At 63.7% G+C, this 20,302-nt stretch carries 20 protein-coding genes; 9 read left to right on the top strand and 11 right to left on the bottom strand.

The window, feature by feature from the left end; all coding sequences use genetic code 11:
• Positions 1-40: 40 nt before the first annotated feature.
• Entirely contained in the window at positions 41-1,030 is a 990-nt protein-coding gene (locus ACFQND_RS03035) for an LLM class flavin-dependent oxidoreductase (RefSeq protein WP_371434542.1), read from the top strand.
• On the opposite strand, the gene ACFQND_RS03030 is transcribed toward ACFQND_RS03035, so the two are convergent.
• Both ACFQND_RS03030 and ACFQND_RS03025 read right to left on the bottom strand, forming a co-directional pair.
• Entirely contained in the window at positions 1,027-1,713 is a 687-nt protein-coding gene (locus tag ACFQND_RS03030) for an alpha/beta hydrolase (protein ID WP_371434541.1), read from the bottom strand. The genes ACFQND_RS03035 and ACFQND_RS03030 overlap by 4 nt on opposite strands.
• 135 nt (positions 1,714-1,848) lie before the next feature.
• A complete protein-coding gene (locus tag ACFQND_RS03025; RefSeq protein ID WP_371434540.1) occupies positions 1,849-2,655 on the bottom strand; it encodes a DODA-type extradiol aromatic ring-opening family dioxygenase in 807 nt (268 codons plus the stop codon).
• 138 nt (positions 2,656-2,793) lie between these two features.
• Between ACFQND_RS03025 and ACFQND_RS03020 the strand changes: the two genes are divergently transcribed.
• The 3 genes from ACFQND_RS03020 (at position 2,794) to ACFQND_RS03010 (ending at position 5,483) form a co-directional block, all read left to right on the top strand.
• A complete protein-coding gene (locus ACFQND_RS03020) occupies positions 2,794-3,690 on the top strand; it encodes a LysR family transcriptional regulator (RefSeq protein ID WP_371434539.1) in 897 nt (298 codons plus the stop codon).
• A gap of 56 nt (positions 3,691-3,746) precedes the next feature.
• Entirely contained in the window at positions 3,747-5,108 is a 1,362-nt protein-coding gene (locus ACFQND_RS03015; protein WP_371434538.1) for a TAXI family TRAP transporter solute-binding subunit, read from the top strand.
• An 81-nt stretch (positions 5,109-5,189) separates the two neighbouring features.
• Positions 5,190-5,483, top strand: coding sequence for a hypothetical protein (locus ACFQND_RS03010; protein ID WP_371434537.1), 294 nt, complete (start codon positions 5,190-5,192; stop codon positions 5,481-5,483).
• A 22-nt stretch (positions 5,484-5,505) separates the two neighbouring features.
• On the opposite strand, the gene ACFQND_RS03005 is transcribed toward ACFQND_RS03010, so the two are convergent.
• Both ACFQND_RS03005 and ACFQND_RS03000 read right to left on the bottom strand, forming a co-directional pair.
• Positions 5,506-6,021, bottom strand: coding sequence for a hypothetical protein (locus ACFQND_RS03005; RefSeq protein ID WP_371434536.1), 516 nt, complete (start codon positions 6,019-6,021; stop codon positions 5,506-5,508).
• A 108-nt stretch (positions 6,022-6,129) separates the two neighbouring features.
• Positions 6,130-6,801, bottom strand: coding sequence for an outer membrane beta-barrel protein (locus tag ACFQND_RS03000; RefSeq protein ID WP_371434535.1), 672 nt, complete (start codon positions 6,799-6,801; stop codon positions 6,130-6,132).
• A gap of 279 nt (positions 6,802-7,080) precedes the next feature.
• On the opposite strand from ACFQND_RS03000, the gene ACFQND_RS02995 reads away from it, so the two are divergent.
• On the top strand, positions 7,081-8,568 hold the full coding sequence (locus ACFQND_RS02995; RefSeq protein WP_371434534.1) for a DUF1800 domain-containing protein: 1,488 nt from the start codon (positions 7,081-7,083) through the stop codon (positions 8,566-8,568).
• Positions 8,569-8,598: 30 nt separating this feature from the next.
• A complete protein-coding gene (locus tag ACFQND_RS02990) occupies positions 8,599-9,966 on the top strand; it encodes a DUF1501 domain-containing protein (RefSeq protein ID WP_371434533.1) in 1,368 nt (455 codons plus the stop codon).
• A gap of 44 nt (positions 9,967-10,010) precedes the next feature.
• On the opposite strand, the gene ACFQND_RS02985 is transcribed toward ACFQND_RS02990, so the two are convergent.
• A complete protein-coding gene (locus ACFQND_RS02985; RefSeq protein WP_371434637.1) occupies positions 10,011-10,562 on the bottom strand; it encodes a DUF2242 domain-containing protein in 552 nt (183 codons plus the stop codon).
• 304 nt (positions 10,563-10,866) lie between these two features.
• Between ACFQND_RS02985 and ACFQND_RS02980 the strand changes: the two genes are divergently transcribed.
• The gene (locus ACFQND_RS02980) at positions 10,867-11,523 is read left to right on the top strand and encodes a GDSL-type esterase/lipase family protein (protein ID WP_371434532.1); all 657 of its coding nucleotides are present in this window, start codon (positions 10,867-10,869) and stop codon (positions 11,521-11,523) included.
• Between the two features lie 94 nt (positions 11,524-11,617).
• Here ACFQND_RS02980 and ylqF read toward each other — a convergent pair whose 3' ends face one another.
• Entirely contained in the window at positions 11,618-12,574 is a 957-nt protein-coding gene (ylqF, locus tag ACFQND_RS02975; protein WP_371434636.1) for a ribosome biogenesis GTPase YlqF, read from the bottom strand.
• Between the two features lie 235 nt (positions 12,575-12,809).
• Here ylqF and ACFQND_RS02970 point away from each other — a divergent pair, with 235 nt between their 5' ends.
• Together ACFQND_RS02970 and ACFQND_RS02965 are read left to right on the top strand one after the other, a co-directional pair.
• Positions 12,810-13,103 carry a hypothetical protein gene (locus tag ACFQND_RS02970; protein ID WP_371434531.1) on the top strand — a complete coding sequence of 98 codons (294 nt, stop codon included), beginning with the start codon at positions 12,810-12,812 and terminating at the stop codon, positions 13,101-13,103.
• 21 nt (positions 13,104-13,124) lie between these two features.
• The gene (locus ACFQND_RS02965; protein WP_371434530.1) at positions 13,125-13,343 is read left to right on the top strand and encodes an oxidoreductase-like domain-containing protein; all 219 of its coding nucleotides are present in this window, start codon (positions 13,125-13,127) and stop codon (positions 13,341-13,343) included.
• Positions 13,344-13,365: 22 nt separating this feature from the next.
• On the opposite strand, the gene ACFQND_RS02960 is transcribed toward ACFQND_RS02965, so the two are convergent.
• From ACFQND_RS02960 to ACFQND_RS02940, 5 genes are all read right to left on the bottom strand, one after another.
• Positions 13,366-14,994 carry a methyl-accepting chemotaxis protein gene (locus tag ACFQND_RS02960; protein ID WP_371434529.1) on the bottom strand — a complete coding sequence of 543 codons (1,629 nt, stop codon included), beginning with the start codon at positions 14,992-14,994 and terminating at the stop codon, positions 13,366-13,368.
• A 314-nt stretch (positions 14,995-15,308) separates the two neighbouring features.
• On the bottom strand, positions 15,309-16,181 hold the full coding sequence (locus ACFQND_RS02955; RefSeq protein WP_371434528.1) for a hypothetical protein: 873 nt from the start codon (positions 16,179-16,181) through the stop codon (positions 15,309-15,311).
• Between the two features lie 514 nt (positions 16,182-16,695).
• Positions 16,696-17,694 carry a Bug family tripartite tricarboxylate transporter substrate binding protein gene (locus ACFQND_RS02950; protein ID WP_371434527.1) on the bottom strand — a complete coding sequence of 333 codons (999 nt, stop codon included), beginning with the start codon at positions 17,692-17,694 and terminating at the stop codon, positions 16,696-16,698.
• Position 17,695: 1 nt separating this feature from the next.
• Complete coding sequence (locus ACFQND_RS02945) at positions 17,696-19,417, bottom strand: amidohydrolase (protein WP_377412260.1); 1,722 nt, start codon at positions 19,415-19,417, stop codon at positions 17,696-17,698.
• Positions 19,414-20,295, bottom strand: coding sequence for an alpha/beta hydrolase (locus tag ACFQND_RS02940; RefSeq protein ID WP_371434525.1), 882 nt, complete (start codon positions 20,293-20,295; stop codon positions 19,414-19,416). Before ACFQND_RS02940 ends, ACFQND_RS02945 begins: the two co-directional genes overlap by 4 nt.
• Positions 20,296-20,302: the final 7 nt, after the last annotated feature.

The raw sequence follows: 20,302 nt of genomic DNA, 5'->3' as shown, positions 1-20,302 counted from the left end.
CCCCACGCCGCCGGGGCTGCGCTTTTAAACTGTCCGGACCATGATCCCTTTTTCCGTTCTCGACCTGTCTCCCATCGTCAAGGGCAACACAGCCGCCGATGCGTTTCGCAACACGCTGGCACTGGCCCGGCAGGCCGAAAAGCTGGGCTACCGGCGCTTCTGGCTGGCCGAACACCACAACAACCCCGGCATTGCCAGCGCGGCAACGGCCGTGGTGATAGGCCATGTGGCGGGCGGCACCACCACGATACGCGTCGGGTCCGGCGGCGTTATGCTGCCCAACCATTCGCCGCTGGTGATTGCAGAGCAGTTCGGCACGCTGGCCTCGCTTTACCCGGACCGCATAGACCTGGGCCTGGGCCGGGCGCCGGGCACCGACCAGCTGACCGCGCGCGCCCTGCGGCGCGACCACCAGAACAACGCCGACACCTTTCCGCAGGATGTCGAGGAGTTGCAGGCTTATTTCGATGATGTGCAGCCCGGCCAGAGAATCCGCGCGGTACCGGGCGCCGGGCTCAGGGTGCCGCTCTGGCTGCTGGGCTCCAGCCTGTTTGGCGCGCAGCTCGCCGCCATGATGGGCCTGCCGTTTGCCTTCGCCTCACATTTCGCACCCGACATGCTGATGCAGGCACTGGAGATTTACCGCCAGCGCTTCAAGCCTTCGGCGCAATTGCAAAAGCCCTATGTCATGGTGGTCGCCAATGTGGTGGCGGCTGAAACCGATGAGGCCGCGCGCTACCAGTTGACCTCTGTTCAGCAAGCCATGACCAATCTGCTGCGCGGCACGCCCGGCCCCATGCCGCCGCCGATTGATGACATCGAGGCCTACTGGTCACCCGCTGAAAAAGCCGGCGCCCAACGCATGCTCAGGTACGCGATTGCAGGTTCGGCCAACACGGTGGAAGCCGGGCTGCGCAGTTTTATTGCCGACACCGGGGCCGACGAGCTGATGCTCACGGCGCACATCTACGATCCGGCGATTGCCCGGCGTTCACTGGAAATTGTGGCGCAGGTGCGGGACGGGCTCTAAGCCGACAACTGCTGCAGCCACTGCATGGCCTGCGCCAGTTCATCGGGCGTGATCTCGTGCGCATTGGGAAACTCGGCATAGTGCAGCGTGAGCGGCAGTTGCTGAACCTGTTCACGAATCGCATGCGCATGGGCCAGCGGCAACACCTGGTCACGCGTGCCCGCACTGACCCACAGTTGCTTGCCCTGCAATTGATCGGCCGGCGCCAGCAGCGGCAACACCTCCGCCAGCAGCCGGCTGTGCAGCGCCATGGCGCCTTGCACAAGCTGCGGCTGCGTCAACAGCAGCGACAGGGCCATGATGCCGCCCTGGCTGAAGCCGCCCACCACCACCCGCTCCGGCGGCACGCCCAGTTGCTGCGACAAGGCGGATACCGTCCCGGCGATCAACTGGCGGCTGGCCGCTTCCTGTTCCTGGTTGATGACGCGCTGGCCCTGCGGTGTGACGCCAAACTGGAACCACGCATACGAGCCCTGCCCCATCACATTCGGCGCGCGCAGGCTGACGACATGAAAATTGGCCGGCACCGACGGCGCAAGGCCGAACAGGTCTTCCTCATTGCTGCCCACGCCGTGCATGAGCACCAGCAGCCAGGGCTTGACGCTTCCCGGGGCCGCATCACGCTTCAAAAATGATAGCTGCTTGTGCGCGTCGGTATTGGACTGTGTATTGTTTTGATTCATAAATTTATCTTTCAGCAGGGTTTCACGCTATTTATTCCATTTCTAATTCGATTCGAAATTAGGCGCACCGCCGCAGACAGTGCTGCAGCACGGCAAGGCGGGTCAACGACATATCGCATTGAAGTAGAGATGGAATCAGGCCAGCGCAAACGAATCCATGGCAAGAATGCCGTACATCACCTCGCGGCTCAGGTAGTCGGCCTGCACGGCGTCTTCGTCGCCCCAGCCGGCGGCCCCCAGCGCAAAAAACAGCGGCAGGAAATGGTCTTCACTCGGGTGCGCCCGCTGCGCATGCGGCGCCTGGCGGCGGTAGTCGAGCAAGGCGGCCTTGTCGCCGCGTGCAATCGCGGCTTCCACCCAGCGGCTGAACTCCAGCACATAGGGCGCAGGCTCGCGCGCGCCGCCAAAAAATTCGCGCAGGTTGTGCGTCATGCTGCCCGAGCCGACAAGCAGCACGCCGCGTGAGCGCAGGCTGGCGAGCGCACGGCCCATGGCCAGCACCTGTGCCGGGCCCGCGTCCACCGGCAAGGCAAGCTGCACCACCGGCACGTTGGCCTGCGGAAACAGATGCATCAGCGGCACCCAGGCACCATGGTCCAGCGGACGTTCGGGGTCGCTGCCTGCCGCCATGCCGGCATCCTTGAGCAAGCCCAGCACCTCGGCCGCCAGTGCCGGGCTGCCTGCAGCCGGGTATTGCAGTTCATAAAGCGCGGGCGGAAAACCGCCAAAGTCGTGCCAGGTGGCCGGAGCCGGATTGCTCATCACCGCAGGCGCGCGCGCCATCCAGTGCGGCGACATGATGACGACGCCGCGCAGGCCCTTGCCTGACCGCTGCAGGCCTTCGCCCCAGCGGGTGAGGGCCGGACCGGTACTGCCGGCTTCAATTGCAAACAGCGGTGCGCCGTGGGAAATGAACAAAACAGGAAGGGGGCTTGCAGTCATGGGCTACTCTCTTTGCAGGGTAATGAGAGTACTGTAGTTGTCCACAAACAAAAGATAAATAACTACGATATTGACTTATTGTCTTTTATCGATTGACAATGATCACGCACCCCACTCTTTCACGAAGACTGCCAAGCCATGGACCAACTCCGCCAGATACAGGCTTTTGTCGCCGTGGTGCAAAGCGGCAGCTTTGTCAAAGCCGCCGACAAGCTGGGCACGTCCAAGGCGGTGGTCTCGCGCCTGGTGCTCGAGCTGGAGGCGCAGCTGGATACGCGGCTGTTGAACCGCACCACCCGCAGGCAGTCGCTGACCGAAGCGGGTGCCGATTATTTTGAGCGCTGCCGCAAAATCCTGGACGACCTCGCCGAAGCCAACCTGGCCGCCAGCGCCGGCACCGCGCGGCCGGTGGGCCGCCTGCGCATCAACGCACCGGTGAGTTTTGGCAACCTGCACCTGGCGCCGCTGTGGGGCGGTTTTTTGCAGCGCCATCCCGATGTGACGCTGGACGTCACGCTGTCCGACCGCGTGGTGGACCTGGTGGACGAAGGTTACGACCTGGCCATACGCATTGCCCGCCTGCCGGATTCCAGTCTGGTGTCTCGCCAGCTTGCCAGCACCCGCGTGGTGCTGTGCGCCTCGCCCGCCTACCTGGCGCGCCAGCCTGCGCTGCGCCTCATTGAAGACCTGGCCGCGCATCCGGTGATCGCCTACAGCTACTGGTCGGGCGGCGATGTCTGGGCCTTTGACGGACCCGGCGGCCCGGTTGAAGTGCTGACGCAGGCCCGCTTGCGCAGCAACTCGGGCGACACCTGCCTGGCCGCCGCCCTGGCGGGCCAGGGCCTGATCCTGCAGCCCGACTTCATCGTCGGCGCCGACCTGAAGGCCGGCCGGCTGCTGGAAGTGCTGCCGCAGTACCGGGCACCGACGCTCGCCATTCACGCGGTGTACCCGAGCCGCCAGCACCTGTCGGTCAAGGTGCGGCGCATGGTGGAATACCTGGTAAAGGCGTTTAACAAGCCCGGCTGGGACTAGTACTGCAACGCCGGCAAAGTGCACGGATGATGTGGAACTGGAATTAGACTGTGCCCATGCTGATCATCCCCTCCCTGACCCGCAAACAAACCCTGCTGCTGGTCGTCGCCATCGTCGGTGCCCTGGCCGTGGTCTTGTCCATGCTTTCGCGCTCCGTGCTGCCGGCACCGCCGCGCAAGATAGAGATGACAACCGGCGCGGTGGATGGCGCGGCGCACCAGTTTGCCTTGCGTTACCAGGCCTACCTCAAGGCCAACGGCGTCACGCTGGACCTCAAGCCCTCAACCGGCGCCGTGCAAAACCTGGAGCGGCTCAGCGCCGGCACACCCGTGGGCTTTGTGCAGGGCGGGCTGGGCATATTGACACTGGACCCGCAGGAAACCGACAGCGACACGGATTTGCGCTCGCTGGGCGTCATCGGTTATGAACCGGTCTGGATGTTCGCCTCCCCGGCACTTGCAAAAACGCTGGCCAAAGGGCTGGTGCCGCTGGCGGGTAAAAAAATCGCCATTGGCGCCGAGGGCAGCGGCACACGCAAGGTCTCACTTGAGCTGCTGCAGGCCTACGGCATCAACGCCACCAATGCCACCCTGAGCACCGATGGCGGCATGGCTGCGGCCAATGCGCTGCTGGCCAAAAACCTCGACGCGCTGTTCATCATCGGCGCGCCGCAAACCCCGGCCGTGCAATTGTTGCTGGGCAAACAGGAAGAGGTTTATCTGGTGTCCATGGAACATGCCGAAGGGCTGACACGGCGCTTCCCCTACCTGTCGCTGGTCAGCCTGAAGGCCGGCTCCGTAGACCCGGCGCAGGACAGGCCACGCCAGGACATCACCCTGCTCACCACAACCGCCAACCTGGTGGCCCGCCAGGACCTGCACCCGGCCCTGGCCTACCTGCTGCTGGAGGCCGCACGCGACGTCCACAAGGGTGCCACGCTGCTGAACAAACCCGGCATGTTTCCCAACGGCATTGCCACCGACTATCCGCTGGCGGATGAGGCGGCGCGCTACTACAGGGACGGCCGGTCCTTCTTCCAGCGCTACCTGCCCTACTGGGCAGCCAACGCGCTGCAGCGCCTGCTGCTGGTGCTGGTGCCGCTGGTGGCCATTGCGATCCCCATCTTCAGGATCGTGCCCAGGCTGTTCGAGTTCAAGGAGAAAAACCGCCTCTACAGGCGCTACGCCGTGCTGCTGGAGATGGAACGCGACATCACTTCGCGCCGCCTGAGCCCCGGCGAAATCGCAAAAGCCACGGCCAGGCTGGACAAGATCGAGCAGGAAGTCAGCCACATGAAGTTCTCGCTGGATTTTTCAGACCGGGTCTACACCTTGCGCCAGCATGTGGACTACGTGCGCCGGCAACTGCATGCACATGCCGAGCATGACACCGCCAATGCCGGGCAGCCTGCGGCATGAATTTTTCACTATTATTTTGATAGCTGGCTGCGCGCATTCCACCTTGGCCTCAGCCACTTTCAACCCTTAAAAACCGCCAAAATGGCCTTCCTGAAGCCCCCAAAAGCACTTTTGGCCGCCGCTGGCCTGTTGGCGGCACTTGCCCTGCCCGCCTGCAGCGAGCCACCCAGCTGGCAAAAATTGCTGACCGCCAAGATCAGCGAGCAATACCCTGGCTATAAGGTGCAGGCTACGGCGGACGGCAACCTGCTGGTCGAACGCCCGGGCCTGGCCGCCATGCCGGTGGACGTCAAGGCCATCGCGGCCTTTTGCCTGCGCGGCCCAAAGGACTGCGACTATGCCACCGACCAGATGCTGCTGCAACTGGCCAGATAGCTTGCGGCCTGCTTTGGATTGATCAGCGGCGGGCCATGGCGCCCTGGCCGCCATCACCGCCGGACTCGGCCAGCAATCTCGGCAGCAATTGGTCTGCCATGCGCTGCTGGTCCGGGCTCAGCGCGGCGAACAGCGCCTTTGACGCCTCATTCAGGTTTTCGGCCAGTGCAAAGCGGTTTTGCGCGGCATCAAGCTGCCTTTGTGTAGCCTGAAGAGCGGTCTGCTCATCCGGATTCGACTGGCCCGATCCGCCATAGGTCGCCAGATCGATGAATCCGGCCCGGAATTTCTCCCAGGCCGGCGATTGCTCCGGCGTGATCAGCAGGCGTATGCGCAGGTCGTAGAGTTTGTTGTTGACCTGCTCCAGGCGAGACGAGGACCGCCCTGAAACCTCGTTCGTCTTGCTGCCCTGGCTGTCGCTGCCCCGGCTGTGGCGCATGCCGCCCGAACCACCGGCACCGCCAAACTGGGCGTAGCTGTTAAAGCCGATACCGGCCAGCACGATGGCGATTGCCAGATGTTTTTTGGATTTCAACATGCTCATCTCCCTGCTCAACTTGTGATTATGCGAAACGCCAGCACGGGCCACGGCCCGTGCTGGCAACAATTGCGGCGCTTTACATTGAAAGCGCCAGGTTCAAGAGAGTCAAAGGAAGTGGTAGCGCAGGCCGATGTTGAAGTCGCTCAAGCCGACGCGCCCGGTGCTGGCCGGATCGCCCACACGGTTGTAGCGCACCAGCTCGGCCGTGACATCCAGGTTCGGCGTCAGCGCATAAGCCGTGCCGGCGCCCACAGCCAGCGAGGTGTTGGAGCTGGTGTTCGACACACTGGTAGCCCCACCGGCATTCGACGCCAGGTTCAGCGTGGTGTGCCATTGCTCAACACCGAGTCGCCCATAGACCGACCATTTGCTGTCAATCGGCAAGATGCCCAGCGCGTGCAGGCCAATGCCGTTGGCCTTCCAACTGCCCGATGCAGTATCGGCAGCAGGCGAAGCAATGGAGGACTGCAGGTTCATGACGCCGGCCCGGTCGTAAGTGGCTTCAACCGCAAAGTTCGGGTTGATCCGGTAGCCCAGCCGCAAACCGGGATTGGTACTGGAGTTGCCCACCGAGGTGCTGCTGCCCAGACCCTGGTTGGCCAATGCAGTATCAATCCCGCCGCCCAGGCTGGATGCACTCTTGGAAGACACGCTGGCACCGATGTACAGATCGGAGGCCGGGTCGGCGGCAAACGCCGCAGGCGCGGCCAGGCCTGCGCCCACTGACGTCAGCAGGGCAGGCAACCACACCCAACGCGAATTTAGCTTCATGTTCATTTCCATTACTCCTTCAGGTGATACCGGCGGATGCCGGACTGGATTTCACGCGACACATACAAAACGGACGGATCACACCCGTTCTGCCTTTACACAAGCCCTTCATGACAAGGCCCTGCGCCAGCCAATTACAGGAGCGCGGATTGTCTGGCACGTAGGGCAGACGTAAAGCTGCCGTAAAAAGCTGATGCCGATTGTTTTTGTGTAAAGCTGCCAACCAGCTACCTTCATGCGGCGTTAGACATGTGCAGGATCAATTCCCTGCAACCGGAGATGTCGATGCCTCACTACAGCCCGAACACGCCACATCACGCCGCAGCCGCACTGGCATTCGCGCTTTCCATGCTGGCAGGTCCGCCGGCCATCGCGCAGGCCGACAACAGTGCAAGCAATTTACAGGCTGCGTGGCGCGCCACTTCGCGGCTCGGTTACGGCCCCACAGCGGCCACGGCACAGGCAGCAGAAACGGATCCCAAAGCCTGGGCGCTCCAGCAAATCGACGCCGCTTACACCGCCAGCCAGAGTGCACCCATCATTCCCGCAGAAATTGCGCGCTTCAACGAACCGGTCAATGACATTGCCCGCGACTTCCGCGCCGAGCGCCAGGCACGCCGCACCACACGCGAACAATCTGCAACGCCCACAGCCGCGCCCATTGCCAATACGTCAAACCAGGTCAACCCGGCCGTCCTGGTTGTCAAGGCCACCGATGCCGAAGGCTTCAGCCGCGAGATGCAGCAAGGCGCCGCGGCATGGCGACTCATGTCCTGCAGCGACCCGTCCATGGAGAACCCGCTGCTGGCGCGCATGACCGAGTTCTGGTTCAACCACCTCAATGTGTTTGCCGGCAAGGGCGCGGTGCGCCCGTTTGTCGGGCATTACGCAGTCAATGCCATTCGTGCCCACGCACTCGGCAGGTTTGAAGACCTGCTGCTGGCCAGCGCACGCCACCCGGCTATGCTGTTTTACCTGGACCAGGCCCAAAGCAATGTGCGCGGCATCAACGAGAACTACGCACGCGAACTGATGGAACTGCACACGCTGGGTGTCGATGCAGGCTACACCCAGAACGATGTGCGCGAGCTGGCTCGCATCCTCACCGGCTGGACCGTCGGTTTGCCGCAGGGCGAAGGTTTCCGTTTTGCCGAACGCCTGCATGACAACGGCGACAAGACTTTGCTGGGCCGTCCCTTCCGCGCCAACGGTGTGCGCGAAGGCGAGGACGCCATCCGCATGCTGGCACGCCAGCCCGCCACGGCCAAACGCATCGCCCGGCGGCTGGCCACCACCTTTGTCTCGGACAAACCGCCGCAGGCACTGGTAGACCGATTGAGCAACACCTTCATCAACACACAGGGCGATATACGCGCGGTCATGCGCACGCTGGTCAACTCGCCCGAGTTCTGGCGTGCAGACAACACACTCTTCAAAACACCAATGGACTTTGCCTGCTCCGCACTCACCGCAGGCGGCGGCATCAAGGACAGGCGCGAACTCCAGCTGACGCTCGGTTTCCTGGCGCAGGCCGGGCAGCCCCTGCACGGCTGGCAAACACCCGACGGCTACAAAACAGATGCGGCCACCTGGCTGGCGCCGGAAGCCCTGACGCGCCGCGCCGACTACGCCATGACCCTGGGCAATCGCATCAGCGAGCCGACCTACCTGCAAGCGTTTTTAAGCGATGCCAGCCGTGGACGCATCGCGCAGGAGCCGCCTGCCCTGCGCACCGGCCTCACGCTGGCCAGCCCCGACTTCATGAACAAATAAACCTTGCCACACCGGCACCAGGAGGTCTCCATGCACAAGCCTGAATTTTCCCGCCGCCGGATACTCACGGGCGCCGGCCTGGCGCTGGGCGCCATGGCTGCGCCGCGCGTGTGGGCACAAGCCGCGCCCCTGGGCGCAAAACAAAAAAGCCAGGGCCGGCTGGTCGTCGTTTTGCTGCGCGGCGCCTACGACGGCCTCTCGGCCTTTGTGCCGTATGCCGATGCCAACTACTACAACACGCGGCCCAACATCGCGATTGCGGCGCCGGACGGCAGCACACGCACCGCCATCAGGCTTGACAACACTTTTGCACTGCATCCCGCGCTGTCGCCCCTGCTGCCGTTGTGGCAGCAAGGCGTGCTGGGCTTTGTGCCGGCAGCCGGCCTGCCCGCCCCCAACCGCTCGCACTTTGCCGCGCAGTACGAAATGGAAATCGGGCAAAGCGGCAAAACCAGCGCGGCCTCCGGCTGGCTGAACAAGGCGGCAGGCATCAACAGCGCCGGCCATTCGTCCACTGTATGCGCGCTGGGTGTGGGCGAAGCGAATCCGGCCATCCTGGCGGGCGGCGCGCCCGTCAAACTGATACCGCGCGGCCAGGCCGCAGAAAAAACCGGCGTGCTTGCCAACGACAAAACCCGCCAGGCCCTGATGGACCTTTACGCCGGCAACGACAAGGTCAGCGAGGCCTTCCGCCAGGGCGCGGGTAGCCGCATGCAAAGCGCGCAGGAGCTCAGTACCGAGAAGGCCGCAGCAACCGGCCGCCGCGACATGGCCAACCGTGAGGCCGCCATGCGGGACGGCAGGCTGGACCGCGACGGCACACCCGCCAGCGTCCAGGCGCAGAACGCACAAATGCTGGCCGCAAGCAATGGTGCCGCAGATCCCGTGGGCCTGCAGCTGGACGCCCAACACCTGGGCACCCTGATGCGCAACGACAGGGAACTGCGCCTGGGCTTCCTGTCAGCCGGCGGCTGGGACACACATGCCAACCAGGGCAACAGCACCGGCCAGCTGGCCAACAACCTTGGCAACCTGGGGCGCGGCATTGCCCAGCTACGCCAGGACTTTTCCGAACCCGGCGACGTGGTGGTGGTGATGAGCGAATTCGGCCGCACAGCCGTGGAGAACGGCACCAAAGGCACGGACCACGGTTACGGCAATGCCATGTGGCTGGTCGGCAGCAACATCAACGGCGGCCGCTGGCACGGCCAGTGGACAGGTCTTGCGCGCGGCAACCTCAACGAAGCGCGAGACCTGCCCGCGCACCACGACTACCGCGCCGTGCTTGCGCAGGTGCTGCGCGCCAGCTTTGCCATGCCCGACTCCGCGCTGGCCAGCGTGCTGCCCGGGGCCGGGTGGGATACGCGACTGGATGGCCTGCTGAGAAGCAAGGCCTGACCAGGGCTGGGCTGGTTCCTGCCCTTGCACGAACACCCGGCGAATCAGGGCTCTGGTTCGATCCAGTCGCTGGCCAGCAGGTAACGCCGAACCAGGTCAAAGAAGCGGTCGTAAAACGCATCGGTACTGATGGTTTCGCTGCCGATCTTGACCATGGTTTCGCTGCCAGAACTGAAAGGCAGCGAAACCGAACCAATCGCCCCCACACCGAGGCTGGCCGAGTTGTTGCTCTTCTTCAGCGCGTAACGGTCTTGCAGGGCGGTGACAAAGCCCAGGCTGACTTTGCCATCGGTGGTGTCCGGCGCACACACGACCCTTATCACCATCTGCAGATGCGACTCCGGTTCGGGCTGGAAACTCTTTTGGCCTTCCACCAGGTCGCCCCTGGCGGTGTTGATGATGTAACCCTGGCTCAGCAAGGCGCGCCGGGCCGCCTCGCAGGTTTGGGTGGCGGTGGCGTCAAACAGGCGCGAGTAGGTCGCGGTGGAATCAAATTTCTCTTGCAGGGGAAACTGTTTGACCGGGGCGCCACAAGCCGCCAGCAAGGCCAGCAGGCCGCAAGCGCCCAGGCAGCGGGCAATGGACAGACAAGGCATCCAGGACAACTTCAAAACCAGGCACTCCTTCATGCACTAAAAAATGGGGTCGCAGCGGCCTGCAAGCGGGTTGCAGGCACACCCTGGCAGGAGGCTGCTTGCTGAAACCAGACTACCACAGCCGCATGTCGTAACAAACGGCCAGACGGCGCCGGGCCTAAATTCACTTAGGATGTTTGTTGTGTCTCGACCAGGCAGCTTGCCTGTCTCAATCCAGGGAATTCCGCATGCAAATTATCTGCTGTCAAGCCTTTTTGCCATTTCGACTCCGGCCTGCACCTGTTCAATTTTTTAACCGCTACCCATGACCCTGTCTTCCGCTCCGCTTCGCCGCCAGTTGCTCCTGGGCAGCCTGGGCGCCACCTTGCTGCTGGCCGCCGGCTGCTCCAAAACCGCAAAACCCAAGGGCCAGGCACTGGCCAGGGAGGCCACCCTGCTTTGCCTCGGCGATTCACTGACCTTTGGTTATGGCGCAACGCCGGACACCAGTTACCCGCAGCGGCTGGAACAATTGACCGGCCATGTCACGCAGAACGCCGGCGTGAACGGCGACACCAGCGACGGTGCCCTGGCGCGTTTGCCGGGCCTGCTGCAGGCCAACACGCCCGGGCTGGTGCTGGTGTCCATAGGCGGCAATGACTTTTTGCGCGGCCTGCCGGTGGACCGCACCAAAGCGACCCTCAAACAAATCGTGCAGACTGCCGGTGCCAGCACGCAGGTGGTGCTGATCGCCCAACCCAAACCTGTGTTGATGGCGGCCGCCACCGGTTCGCTGAAAGACCACGAGGTCTATGCCGAGGTGGCCGGCGACACCGGCGTGGCACTGTTTGCCGACGGCTGGTCACACGTCCTGTCACGCGCTGAATTACGCTCGGACCAGATTCATGCCAACGCTGAGGGCTACAAGGTGTTTGCCGAGCGGCTGGATGCCTGGCTGCGCGAGCAGAAATTTATTGCCTGAGCCTGAAGGCCGGTCGAACGCTCTCTTTTTGATAGCTGGTGGCGCTTCATTCACGCCGGCCACGGGCGTTATTCATGATAAAAATCGTTGAAAATCAATCCGCCGGGCGCTCCGGCCGGGGAATCTTCTTGAACTTGATCAGGCGGTTGGTTTCAATCTTGTCTTTCTTGACCTGTCGCTCGGCATCCAGCAGCTTGCCCGCTGCCAGCCACTCGACAAACTCCTGCGGCGTTTCCAGCGTGATGCGGCCCAGCGTGGCCGAGCGGAATTCGTAGATCACGATTTCGGCGGCCTTTTGCAGATTGATGCGGCCCTTGGGTAAAACCGCGCCACGCTTGCGGCCAATTTCTTCGAGCATCTGCTCGTCGGTGATGCCGGGTGTCACTTTGACCTTGTAGCGAGCCTCCAGCGAGGCCGGGTAATGCTTGATCAGGTAGTCCAGCAATTCCAGCGCCACTTCTTCTTCCTCGAAGGCGTTGCGGCCAATCGCGCCGCTGGCGGCCAGGTTGTAGCCGCTTTTGGCAACGATGATGCGCGGCCACAGCATGCCCGGCGTGTCCCACAGGTAAAAGCCGTCGGCCAGCACCAGACGCTGCTCGACCTTGGTGATACCGGCCTCATCGCCGGTCCTGGTGGCACGTTTGCCGGTCAGGGTGTTGATAAGCGTGGATTTGCCGACGTTGGGAATGCCGCAGATCAGCACCCGCATGGGCTTGACCATGCTGCCGCGCGTGGGCGCCAGCGCATGGCAGGCGTCAATCAGGCGGCGCGCCGGCGCGGTTTCACTGGCATCAAGCTCAATCGCGCGGGTCGCGGGCAGGCTGTTGTAGTGCTCCAGCCAGAGCGGCGTGCAGGCCGGATCGGCCAGGTCCTGCTTGTTCAGCACTTTGAGGGCGGGCTTGCCGCTGGTCAGTTCGGCCAGCATGGGATTGGCACTGGAGCCGGGCAGGCGTGCGTCGAGCAGCTCAATGACGACATCAATTTCCTTGATGCGCTCACTGATGGCTTTTTTGGTCAGGTGCATGTGACCGGGAAACCACTGGATGGCCATCGGCGTGTTCTTTCTTGGTTCGAAGTCTGGATTGCGGCGAAAAGATGCAGGGGCGGTGTTTTGCATTGCGCAATTCAGCCAGCCCCGATTATCGACGCCCGGCCCGGGAGGGCCCAACCCCGCTGTAAATGGGGGAAAGCCACACGCAGGCCCCGGGTCAATGGGGGAGAATCGGGGGAACCAGCCGCAAACCCCAACCGTCCCGTAAAACCCAACAGCGCCCTCGCCCCTATCCATGTCCTTGCCCAAGCCTCCCAAACAACGTCCCAGCAAAACCCCCTACAGCACAGGCACCGAAACAGCCCAAAGCCGGGCCAGCCAGAAGGCCAATAACGAGCTGCTGTTCAAGGGCATCCTGTGCAGCCTGATTGGCCTGGGCGTGCTGATTTCCCCCTATTTCATCACCTCACCAGGCATGCAGGGCATCGTGGCCCAGTCGTCCCTGGTAGGCTGGTTTGCGCTGGTGCTGGGCGTGGCCTTCATCGGACTGTATGCCCGGCGGCGCATGAGCCCTTCAAAGAAACCCTGAGACCGAGCGCACCCGACAGACATGCAGGACTGCCCCGCCGGACTTTCGGACCGCGAAGCCGTGCTGGCCCTGTTCAGCACCCTGCAGCAGCGCGCCCAGGTTGCCGGCATCACCTTGCGCACGCCACCGCCAGAGCCCACCAGTTGCTGCGGCCGCGGCTGCAACGGCTGCGTGTGGGAGGGCTATTACAGCGCAGCGGACTATTGGCGCGATGAAGCCTTGCTGCGCCTATTGCCTTGAGCCTCCAGACACCGGGGGTGTCTCAGGCGCTCCAGGCCAGTTGCGGGACACGCGCGTGCGTATGCGGCGCTGCAGTGAGTTCTCCATCCGGATGCTCGGGCAGCACAAAGCGGCTGATGATCGCGGCCAGTTCATGCGCCTGACAGCGCAAGCGCTCTGAAGCCGAGGCAGACTGCTCCACCAGGGATGAGTTCTCCCGGGTCATCAGGTCCAGTTGCGAGACCGCGACATTGATTCTGGAAATGTCATGGGTCTGCGCCTGCGTCGTGCCCCTGATCTCGCTGATGCTGCGTGCCACGTTCTGAATCGCGGCCACGGTCTGGTTCACGGTCTGGCCCGCATGGTTGACCAAGTGGACGCCGGACTCTACCCGCTGCACGGATGCCTGGATCAGCGTCCTGATTTCACGGGCAGCCGTGCCCGACTGGTTAGCCAGGCCGCGGACCTCAGCAGCCACCACAGAAAACCCACGCCCCTGCGGTCCTGCATGGGCGGCTTCAACGGCCGCATTCACCGCCAGAAGGTTGGTCTGAAAGGCAATGTTGTCGATCACATGAAGGATGCTCTCGATATGGCGCGAGGACTGAAGAATCCCCTCCATGGTGCAGACCATCTCGCCTATCGCGTTTCCGCCCTGGACGGCCAGGGTGGATGCCGACGAGGCCATCTCTTCCGCGTGGTGTGCGGCCTCGGCAGACCGTTGCACGGCCTGCGTGATCAATTCAAGCGAGGCCGCAGTCTGCTGGAGGCTGGTCGCAGCCTCTTCCGTCCGGCTGGAAAGGTCGACACTGCCATTCGCAACATCGGTTGAGGCGCTGCTGATGTCCAGGGTCGAGCCACGCACCTGGCGCACCAGCGTGCGCAGCGCACCCTGCATCACTCCCAGCGACATCAGCAGCCGGCCGGCTTCATCGCGCTCATGCCCCTTGATGTCCTGGCGCAGGTCCAGGCCTGCCACCCGGTCGGCCGTGACCCCCGCGAGCCGTATGGGCCGGGTTATGCTGCGCACCAGCCACAGGGAAAGAACGGAGCCCAGCACCAGCGCGGCAATGCTGAAGACGATCAATGCAGTGCGGGCCATGGCGCTCCATCGGCCGATCTGGCTGGCAGCGCCATCAATCGCCCTGCGCTGTGAGTCCGCCAAGGCCGCAACGGCAAGCAGCAGCGCATCGGATGACGGTAAAAACCGCTCCGAGTACACCCGCCGGATACGTTCGGTCAATCCGGAGTCACGTGCAGCCACCAGTTCGGATTGGGCAAGCACAAAATTCTTGCCCGCAACAACTGTTTGTTCAAGCAATAGCTGCTCATCTTCTGTTTGCAGGCGCCCCGCCACCTGCCTGATCAGCGCGTCGTAGCGCCGCTCCGTCTCCAGAATGTCGGCCGCAAGAATGTCTCCCACCTCAGGCTCGGAACTCAGCGCCATGGCTTTGTATCGCGCCGCATTGATCTCCTGGTAGCGGTAGGCATCGGCCACCAGCCGCTCGGTCGCAACGCTTTGCTGAACCATCCTGTTTGTTGCGTCATTGATCCGGTACAAGGACCACAAGCCAATGGCCGTGCCGATCAGGGTCAACAACAGGACGGTAAAAAATGTAGCCAGCAAGCGCTGGCCCAAGGCATTACTGGAGCTTGTACTTGGTTTTTGCATCTGAACGTTAAACCTGATCCCGCCACGCAAGGCCAGCGGACGATATTGATATGCGGACTATTGCCCCTTGCGTGATTAAATGTTTTTTTTGTGACTCCCCTGTGACGCCCTGGTGTCAGGCGCAACATGTCGGTCGCATGGGGCGGGCCGTACATGATCGTCCTCACCTTGCGCACGCCACCGACCTGATCCACAGCTTCTGCGGCCTCAACGGCTGCGTGCGGGAGGGTTGTTATTACAGTGCCGCAGACTACTGGCGCAAAGAAGCACTGCTACGCCAGCTGCCTTGACCCACTAACCGCGCCGGGCACCCTTCACAGGATGCGTGGTCCCGCCCAGCAGCCACTCATCAGGCCTTCCGGTTTTCTCTGTGCCCTCACTTGCGCGCTGGACGCCCAGGACTCCACCTGGACGTTCAGTCCGGCATAGATCCCATAGCCCGCGCCCGCGCGGATTTCATCACCTGCAGACAGGCTCTCGCCGGCCTTGATGGATCCATTCGCCTGGATGGATTCACCGGACTTGATGCCCCAGCCGGCTTCCAGGTGCATTCCACCATTGATTGCCCCGCCAGCCAGGATGCCCCGCCCGACCCGGATACTGTCCGAGCCGACAATGGTGCCGCCAGCGCTCAGGCCCTTGCCGCACTCGACCAATCCCTGGACGATCAGGTCCTGTCCGATGAAGGCACCGCCGGTCAACGAGAGTTTGCCGTGGCAGATCAAATCCCAGGCAGCGCGGACATCTCCGCCGCAAAGAATGGACTCCTGGACATCGATGCCCCAATCGGCCCGGACATCACCGCCGGCCTGGAGCGTGCCATTGCTGTGGATACTGCCCGCGACCCGTATGCCCTCCCCTGCCACGATGGCGCGACCTGCGCGTACGCCGCCACCCGCCCGAATCGATCGCCCTGCCTGGAGTACCGTATCGACATCGATGCTCCCGCGAACCTCAATGGTGCCCGCAAAGACGATAGCTTCGGCGCCAAGTGCATCGACCCGCATGACTTCGTTGGTGGGACCAAACTGCGTCAAAAGCCAGCACGCATCGTCAACACGCCCGGCGCCAACCAGCGTATCCAGGGCATCCTGGTAACCGCTGCCGTCTTCGACGTTGCGGACAAACCAGCGAAAGCCGTCCGCGCAGGGACTCTTGGCCCGGAGAAATTTTTTTGTGAATTCCATCGCATTCAATCCAGTCGTCATGCGCACTGCCAATGCATTTCATGCATTGCCTGGCCCGTATACAAGCCGTTTACTGGCAGCCAGTGCAGGCGGACTAATACCTGTTGTTCAGGGCAGCGCGCGTTTTCCGATAAAACCAAAATTTATTGCCCCAGCCTCAACGGAGGCCAGGGTTATCGGCCATAGCCGATGCCGGCATGCGGCCGCAATCGCGCGGGGCGGGTGCCCAGCGATATATATGGTTTGCGCGGAAAAGAGGAAAAGTTATCGCTGGGCTGAGGAATGTGCGACCGGCTTGTATGGCCAGGTCTCACACACAGCGACGCATCTCCCCCTCAGCAGGCTGCGCGTGGAGCCTGTGCAAAAGGAAGGAGAAATGGAGTGCATTGGCAGAAATGAAATGTTTGTCAGCGGCGTGGATGGTAGCACCCATGGTTTTCGGCCGCCTGATCACCCGCTATTGGCACCGCATGCCGGTCAACAAAGCCCGTGCCACGGGCGCCCTGCCGGTGAATCATTCCGCCTGAATGTTGGCGCGCTCTATCACCTTCTTCCACACGGCAGTTTCCTGTGCGATCTGCGCTGCGAACTCGGCCGGTGTGCTGCCGACGGCGGTGACGCCCAGGTCGGCGTACTTCTGCCGCACGGCCGGGTCGGCCAGGATCTCCCGGATGGTGCCGGCCAGCTTCTGGATGATTTTTGCATCGGTGCCCACCGGTGCGGACAGCCCCCACCAGTTGCCCGTCACCAGTTCCGGCAGGCCCTGCTGCGCCGTGGTCGGCACGTCAGGCAGGATGGGCAGGCGCTGCGGGCTGGCCACGGCCAATGCCCTGAGCTTGCCCGCGCTCACGTTGCCGGCGACCGAGCTGAAGGCCGTGATGTAGACCTGCGTCTCGCCACCAATCAGCCCTTGCACTGCCGGCGGCGAACCGCGATAAGGCACATGGATCAGGTCTATGCCGGCCAGCTGTTTGTACAACTCCGCCGCCAGGTGCGGCGGCGTGCCTATGCCCGGCGAGGCGAAGGCAAGTTTGCCTGGGCTCTGGGTGGCCAGCGCGCTGAGTTCCTTGAGCGACCTGGCGGGCAGGCTTGCGTTGACCACGATGACCGAAGGTGCGTTGCTGATCACCGTGACCGGCGCCAGGTCCTTCTGCGGGTGAAAGCGCATGCCCTTGATCAGGTGCTGGTTGATCACGTAGTTGTTGGTGGCGCCCAGCAGCAGGGTGTAGCCGTCTGGCCTGGCGCGCACCACTTCCTCGGCGCCTATATTGCCCGAGGCGCCGCTCTTGTTGTCGATCAGGAAGCGCACGCCAAGACGTTCCTCCAGCTGCGGCAGTATCTGGCGCAGCGTGATGTCGCCGGTGTTGCCCGGCGCATAAGGCACGATGACACGCACCGGGCGGTTGGGCCAGCTGTCGGCCTCGGCTGCGTGAACAGGTGCCGAGCAAACGGCCAGGGCAGAGAAGACGCCCGCAACCCAAAAGCCGGCTGATTTATTGCGCTGAAGATTCATGTCAAGGACTCCTGGAAGGTAGATCGGGCAGGTCAATCACGCGGCCATGGACAACGGTCATGTCCGCATGGATATGGGGCAGGACTTCGTCCTGGCAACTGAGCGGGTCGGCGTTGAGAACAGCCACGTCGGCCAGCATGCCGGGTGCCAGCGTGCCGCGTTGATGCTCGTCAAAGCACAGGTAGGCACCACCGCGGGTAGCAATGTGCAGGGCCTGCTCGCGCGTGATGGCCTGGTCTGGGCCCACTGCCTGGCCGCTGCGGCTTTGGCGCGCGGTGGCGTGCCAGATCGGGCCGAACAGGGACGGCGGCAGGTTGTCGCTGCCAAAGGCCACTTCGATGCCTTCCTCACGCAGGCGGCGCAGCGGCACGATCTCATCGCCGCCCGGCGGCTGGCGCTGCATGAGGCGGTCGCCGTCCTTGTAGATGTGGCGGTTGGTGTGTGTGGTGATCACCAGGCCCAGGTCCTTGATGCGGGTGATCTGCTCGCGCGTCAACACGCTCTGGTGGCCCCAGACCCAGCGCAGGGGCGCTATCGGGTGCGCCCGGTTGGCGCGTTCGAACAATGGCAACAGGTTGGGCCAGATGCCGGCCAGGCGGATGCCCGCGCGCGCGGCCTCAACCACCAGCACCTCCAGCGCATCCTGCGGCAGGGCGCAGCCGGCCTGGAAGCCGGCCCAGCCGGTGCAGGGGTGGTTGGCGGCGCGCAGGCGGTTGTTCCCCGGTTCAGCGTCGAGTTCAGCGTACAGGCCCTGCATGCGCAGCCACGCATCGCCCATGCCACGGCCGCCCAACCAGGCGCCCCAGTCACTGAGCAGTTGCGCCGCATCGCCCTGCCCCCGCAACTGCCAGTTGGGGCTGAAGGTCAGCACCGCACGCACGCTGCAATCACCGGCCGCGTGAACGGCCTTGTACGCCTGCACGACTTCGCTGGCCACACCATGGCCCTCGAAGACCGCAGTCGTGCCCACGCGGTTGTACTGGCCCATCGCATGCCGCAGGCCGGCTTCGCGCTGCGCTGCCGTAAAACCCGGCGCGGCGCGCATCAAGGTGTGCTCCACCAATGGCACCAGCGTGTGTTCGTAAAACACGCCAGTGGGCGCGCCCTGCGCATCGGCTTCGATCACGACGTCCGGACTCGGCGAGCGCGTATGCGGGCCTATGCCGGCGCGCGCCAGCGCCAGGCTGTTGGCCACCGAGACCAGCGGCGTGGCGTTGCGCCAGTAGCCCCAGATCGGGCGGATATAAACCGGGTGCTGCGGGCTCACGCGGTCCAGGTCGTGACGGTTGGGAATCCGGCCGCCCGCCAGGCCCCCCGGCCCGGGGTGGTATTCGGGCGGCTGGCCCAGCGGCTGGGTGACGATCCAGGACCCCGGCGGATGCCGCCGGACCTCATCGGCAATCACGTCCAGCACGTCCTCGACCGAGCTGGCCTTGGCCAGGCTGGGCAACTGGTGGCGCAGGCCTTCGCGGTCCAGGTGTGCATGGCCATCGGTCATGCCGGGGATGGCGGTGCGCCCCGCCAGGTCCACCCGTTGCGTGCCGGGACCGGCGTTGCGCAGCACCTGGGCATCGGTGCCAACCTCCAGTACCTCGTGGCCGCGGATCGCCACGGCCTGCACTGTGCCGGCCGTCGCGTCGCCCGTATGGATGCGCCCCCCGTGCAGGATCAGGGTGGGGGCGACACCGGATGTTGAACCTGGCATGGGTCGGGTGCCGATCATGGCTGGCCCTGGCTACTTGCGAGGCTATGGACACCCTGAAACAGCCGCGAGCCGGGATCGGCAAGGTCCAGGATCACATCAAAATGGTTCTTGCCAGGCACCACATAGTGCTGCCGCAACAGGCCTCGTGCGTGCAGGTAGCTGGCCATATCCGCGGCCTGGCGCTGAAACTCCTGCGTATCGTCCTGCGCAGCAAGCACATCCACAGGGCAGGACGCGCTGACCTCGCTGGCCAGCAACGAGTAACGGGCCACGTCCGGCTGAGTGAGCTTCAGGCGTGTATTGCGATAGGACAGCCGCACCGGCTCCAGGTCGCCCAGGCCGCTGACCAGCACCGCGCCCGCAAACGGTCGCGCACGCGGGGCCAGCGTTGTCCAGTCGTGCATGAGGCACTGCGTGACAAGGTGCGTGCCCGAGGAGTGGCCGACGAGCACGATGCGCGCCGGGTCGCCGCCATGGCGATGGATGTTCTGTGCGATCCAGCCTATGCCATGGCGCACGCGCTCGACCATGGTGGAAAAGTCCACGCTCTGCGCCGTGTGGAAGCCCAGGGCGACAAACAGGCAACCTGCTTCGGTGAAAGCAGGCGCGGCAAAAGCGCTGCTGCTCTTGTCCAGGATCAGCCAGCCGCCGCCATGTACGTAGACCACCACCGGCAAGCCAGCCAGGGGGCCTGGCGCGGCAGGCCGGTAGATGTCCAGGCTCTCACGCGCATCGTCACCCCAGCGCACGTCGCGCTCGCCGGCCAGGCCGGCGGCGCCCTGGCTCAGCTGCGCAGCGCGCTCCAGGATGCCGGCGAAATCGGGGCAGGCACGCTGGTTGTCGTACTGGGCGTCGAGCTCGGCCTGGTTGTAATCGGCAAAAACACGATCGCTCAAAACATGA

Source organism: Polaromonas aquatica, assembly GCF_042659145.1.
Taxonomy (GTDB): domain Bacteria; phylum Pseudomonadota; class Gammaproteobacteria; order Burkholderiales; family Burkholderiaceae_C; genus Polaromonas; species Polaromonas aquatica.
Note: the sequence above shows the minus strand (reverse complement) of the source record. Positions and strands in the feature narration are given on the sequence as shown.

Coding starts and splice junctions, on each gene's coding strand:
- ACFQND_RS03035 (WP_371434542.1), top strand. CDS start 41: ATGATCCCTTTTTCCGTTCTCGACCTGTCTCCCATCGTCAAGGGCAAC.
- ACFQND_RS03030 (WP_371434541.1), bottom strand. CDS start 1,713: ATGAATCAAAACAATACACAGTCCAATACCGACGCGCACAAGCAGCTA.
- ACFQND_RS03025 (WP_371434540.1), bottom strand. CDS start 2,655: ATGACTGCAAGCCCCCTTCCTGTTTTGTTCATTTCCCACGGCGCACCG.
- ACFQND_RS03020 (WP_371434539.1), top strand. CDS start 2,794: ATGGACCAACTCCGCCAGATACAGGCTTTTGTCGCCGTGGTGCAAAGC.
- ACFQND_RS03015 (WP_371434538.1), top strand. CDS start 3,747: ATGCTGATCATCCCCTCCCTGACCCGCAAACAAACCCTGCTGCTGGTC.
- ACFQND_RS03010 (WP_371434537.1), top strand. CDS start 5,190: ATGGCCTTCCTGAAGCCCCCAAAAGCACTTTTGGCCGCCGCTGGCCTG.
- ACFQND_RS03005 (WP_371434536.1), bottom strand. CDS start 6,021: ATGTTGAAATCCAAAAAACATCTGGCAATCGCCATCGTGCTGGCCGGT.
- ACFQND_RS03000 (WP_371434535.1), bottom strand. CDS start 6,801: ATGAACATGAAGCTAAATTCGCGTTGGGTGTGGTTGCCTGCCCTGCTG.
- ACFQND_RS02995 (WP_371434534.1), top strand. CDS start 7,081: ATGCCTCACTACAGCCCGAACACGCCACATCACGCCGCAGCCGCACTG.
- ACFQND_RS02990 (WP_371434533.1), top strand. CDS start 8,599: ATGCACAAGCCTGAATTTTCCCGCCGCCGGATACTCACGGGCGCCGGC.
- ACFQND_RS02985 (WP_371434637.1), bottom strand. CDS start 10,562: ATGCCTTGTCTGTCCATTGCCCGCTGCCTGGGCGCTTGCGGCCTGCTG.
- ACFQND_RS02980 (WP_371434532.1), top strand. CDS start 10,867: ATGACCCTGTCTTCCGCTCCGCTTCGCCGCCAGTTGCTCCTGGGCAGC.
- ylqF (WP_371434636.1), bottom strand. CDS start 12,574: ATGGCCATCCAGTGGTTTCCCGGTCACATGCACCTGACCAAAAAAGCC.
- ACFQND_RS02970 (WP_371434531.1), top strand. CDS start 12,810: ATGTCCTTGCCCAAGCCTCCCAAACAACGTCCCAGCAAAACCCCCTAC.
- ACFQND_RS02965 (WP_371434530.1), top strand. CDS start 13,125: ATGCAGGACTGCCCCGCCGGACTTTCGGACCGCGAAGCCGTGCTGGCC.
- ACFQND_RS02960 (WP_371434529.1), bottom strand. CDS start 14,994: ATGCAAAAACCAAGTACAAGCTCCAGTAATGCCTTGGGCCAGCGCTTG.
- ACFQND_RS02955 (WP_371434528.1), bottom strand. CDS start 16,181: ATGGAATTCACAAAAAAATTTCTCCGGGCCAAGAGTCCCTGCGCGGAC.
- ACFQND_RS02950 (WP_371434527.1), bottom strand. CDS start 17,694: ATGAATCTTCAGCGCAATAAATCAGCCGGCTTTTGGGTTGCGGGCGTC.
- ACFQND_RS02945 (WP_377412260.1), bottom strand. CDS start 19,417: ATGATCGGCACCCGACCCATGCCAGGTTCAACATCCGGTGTCGCCCCC.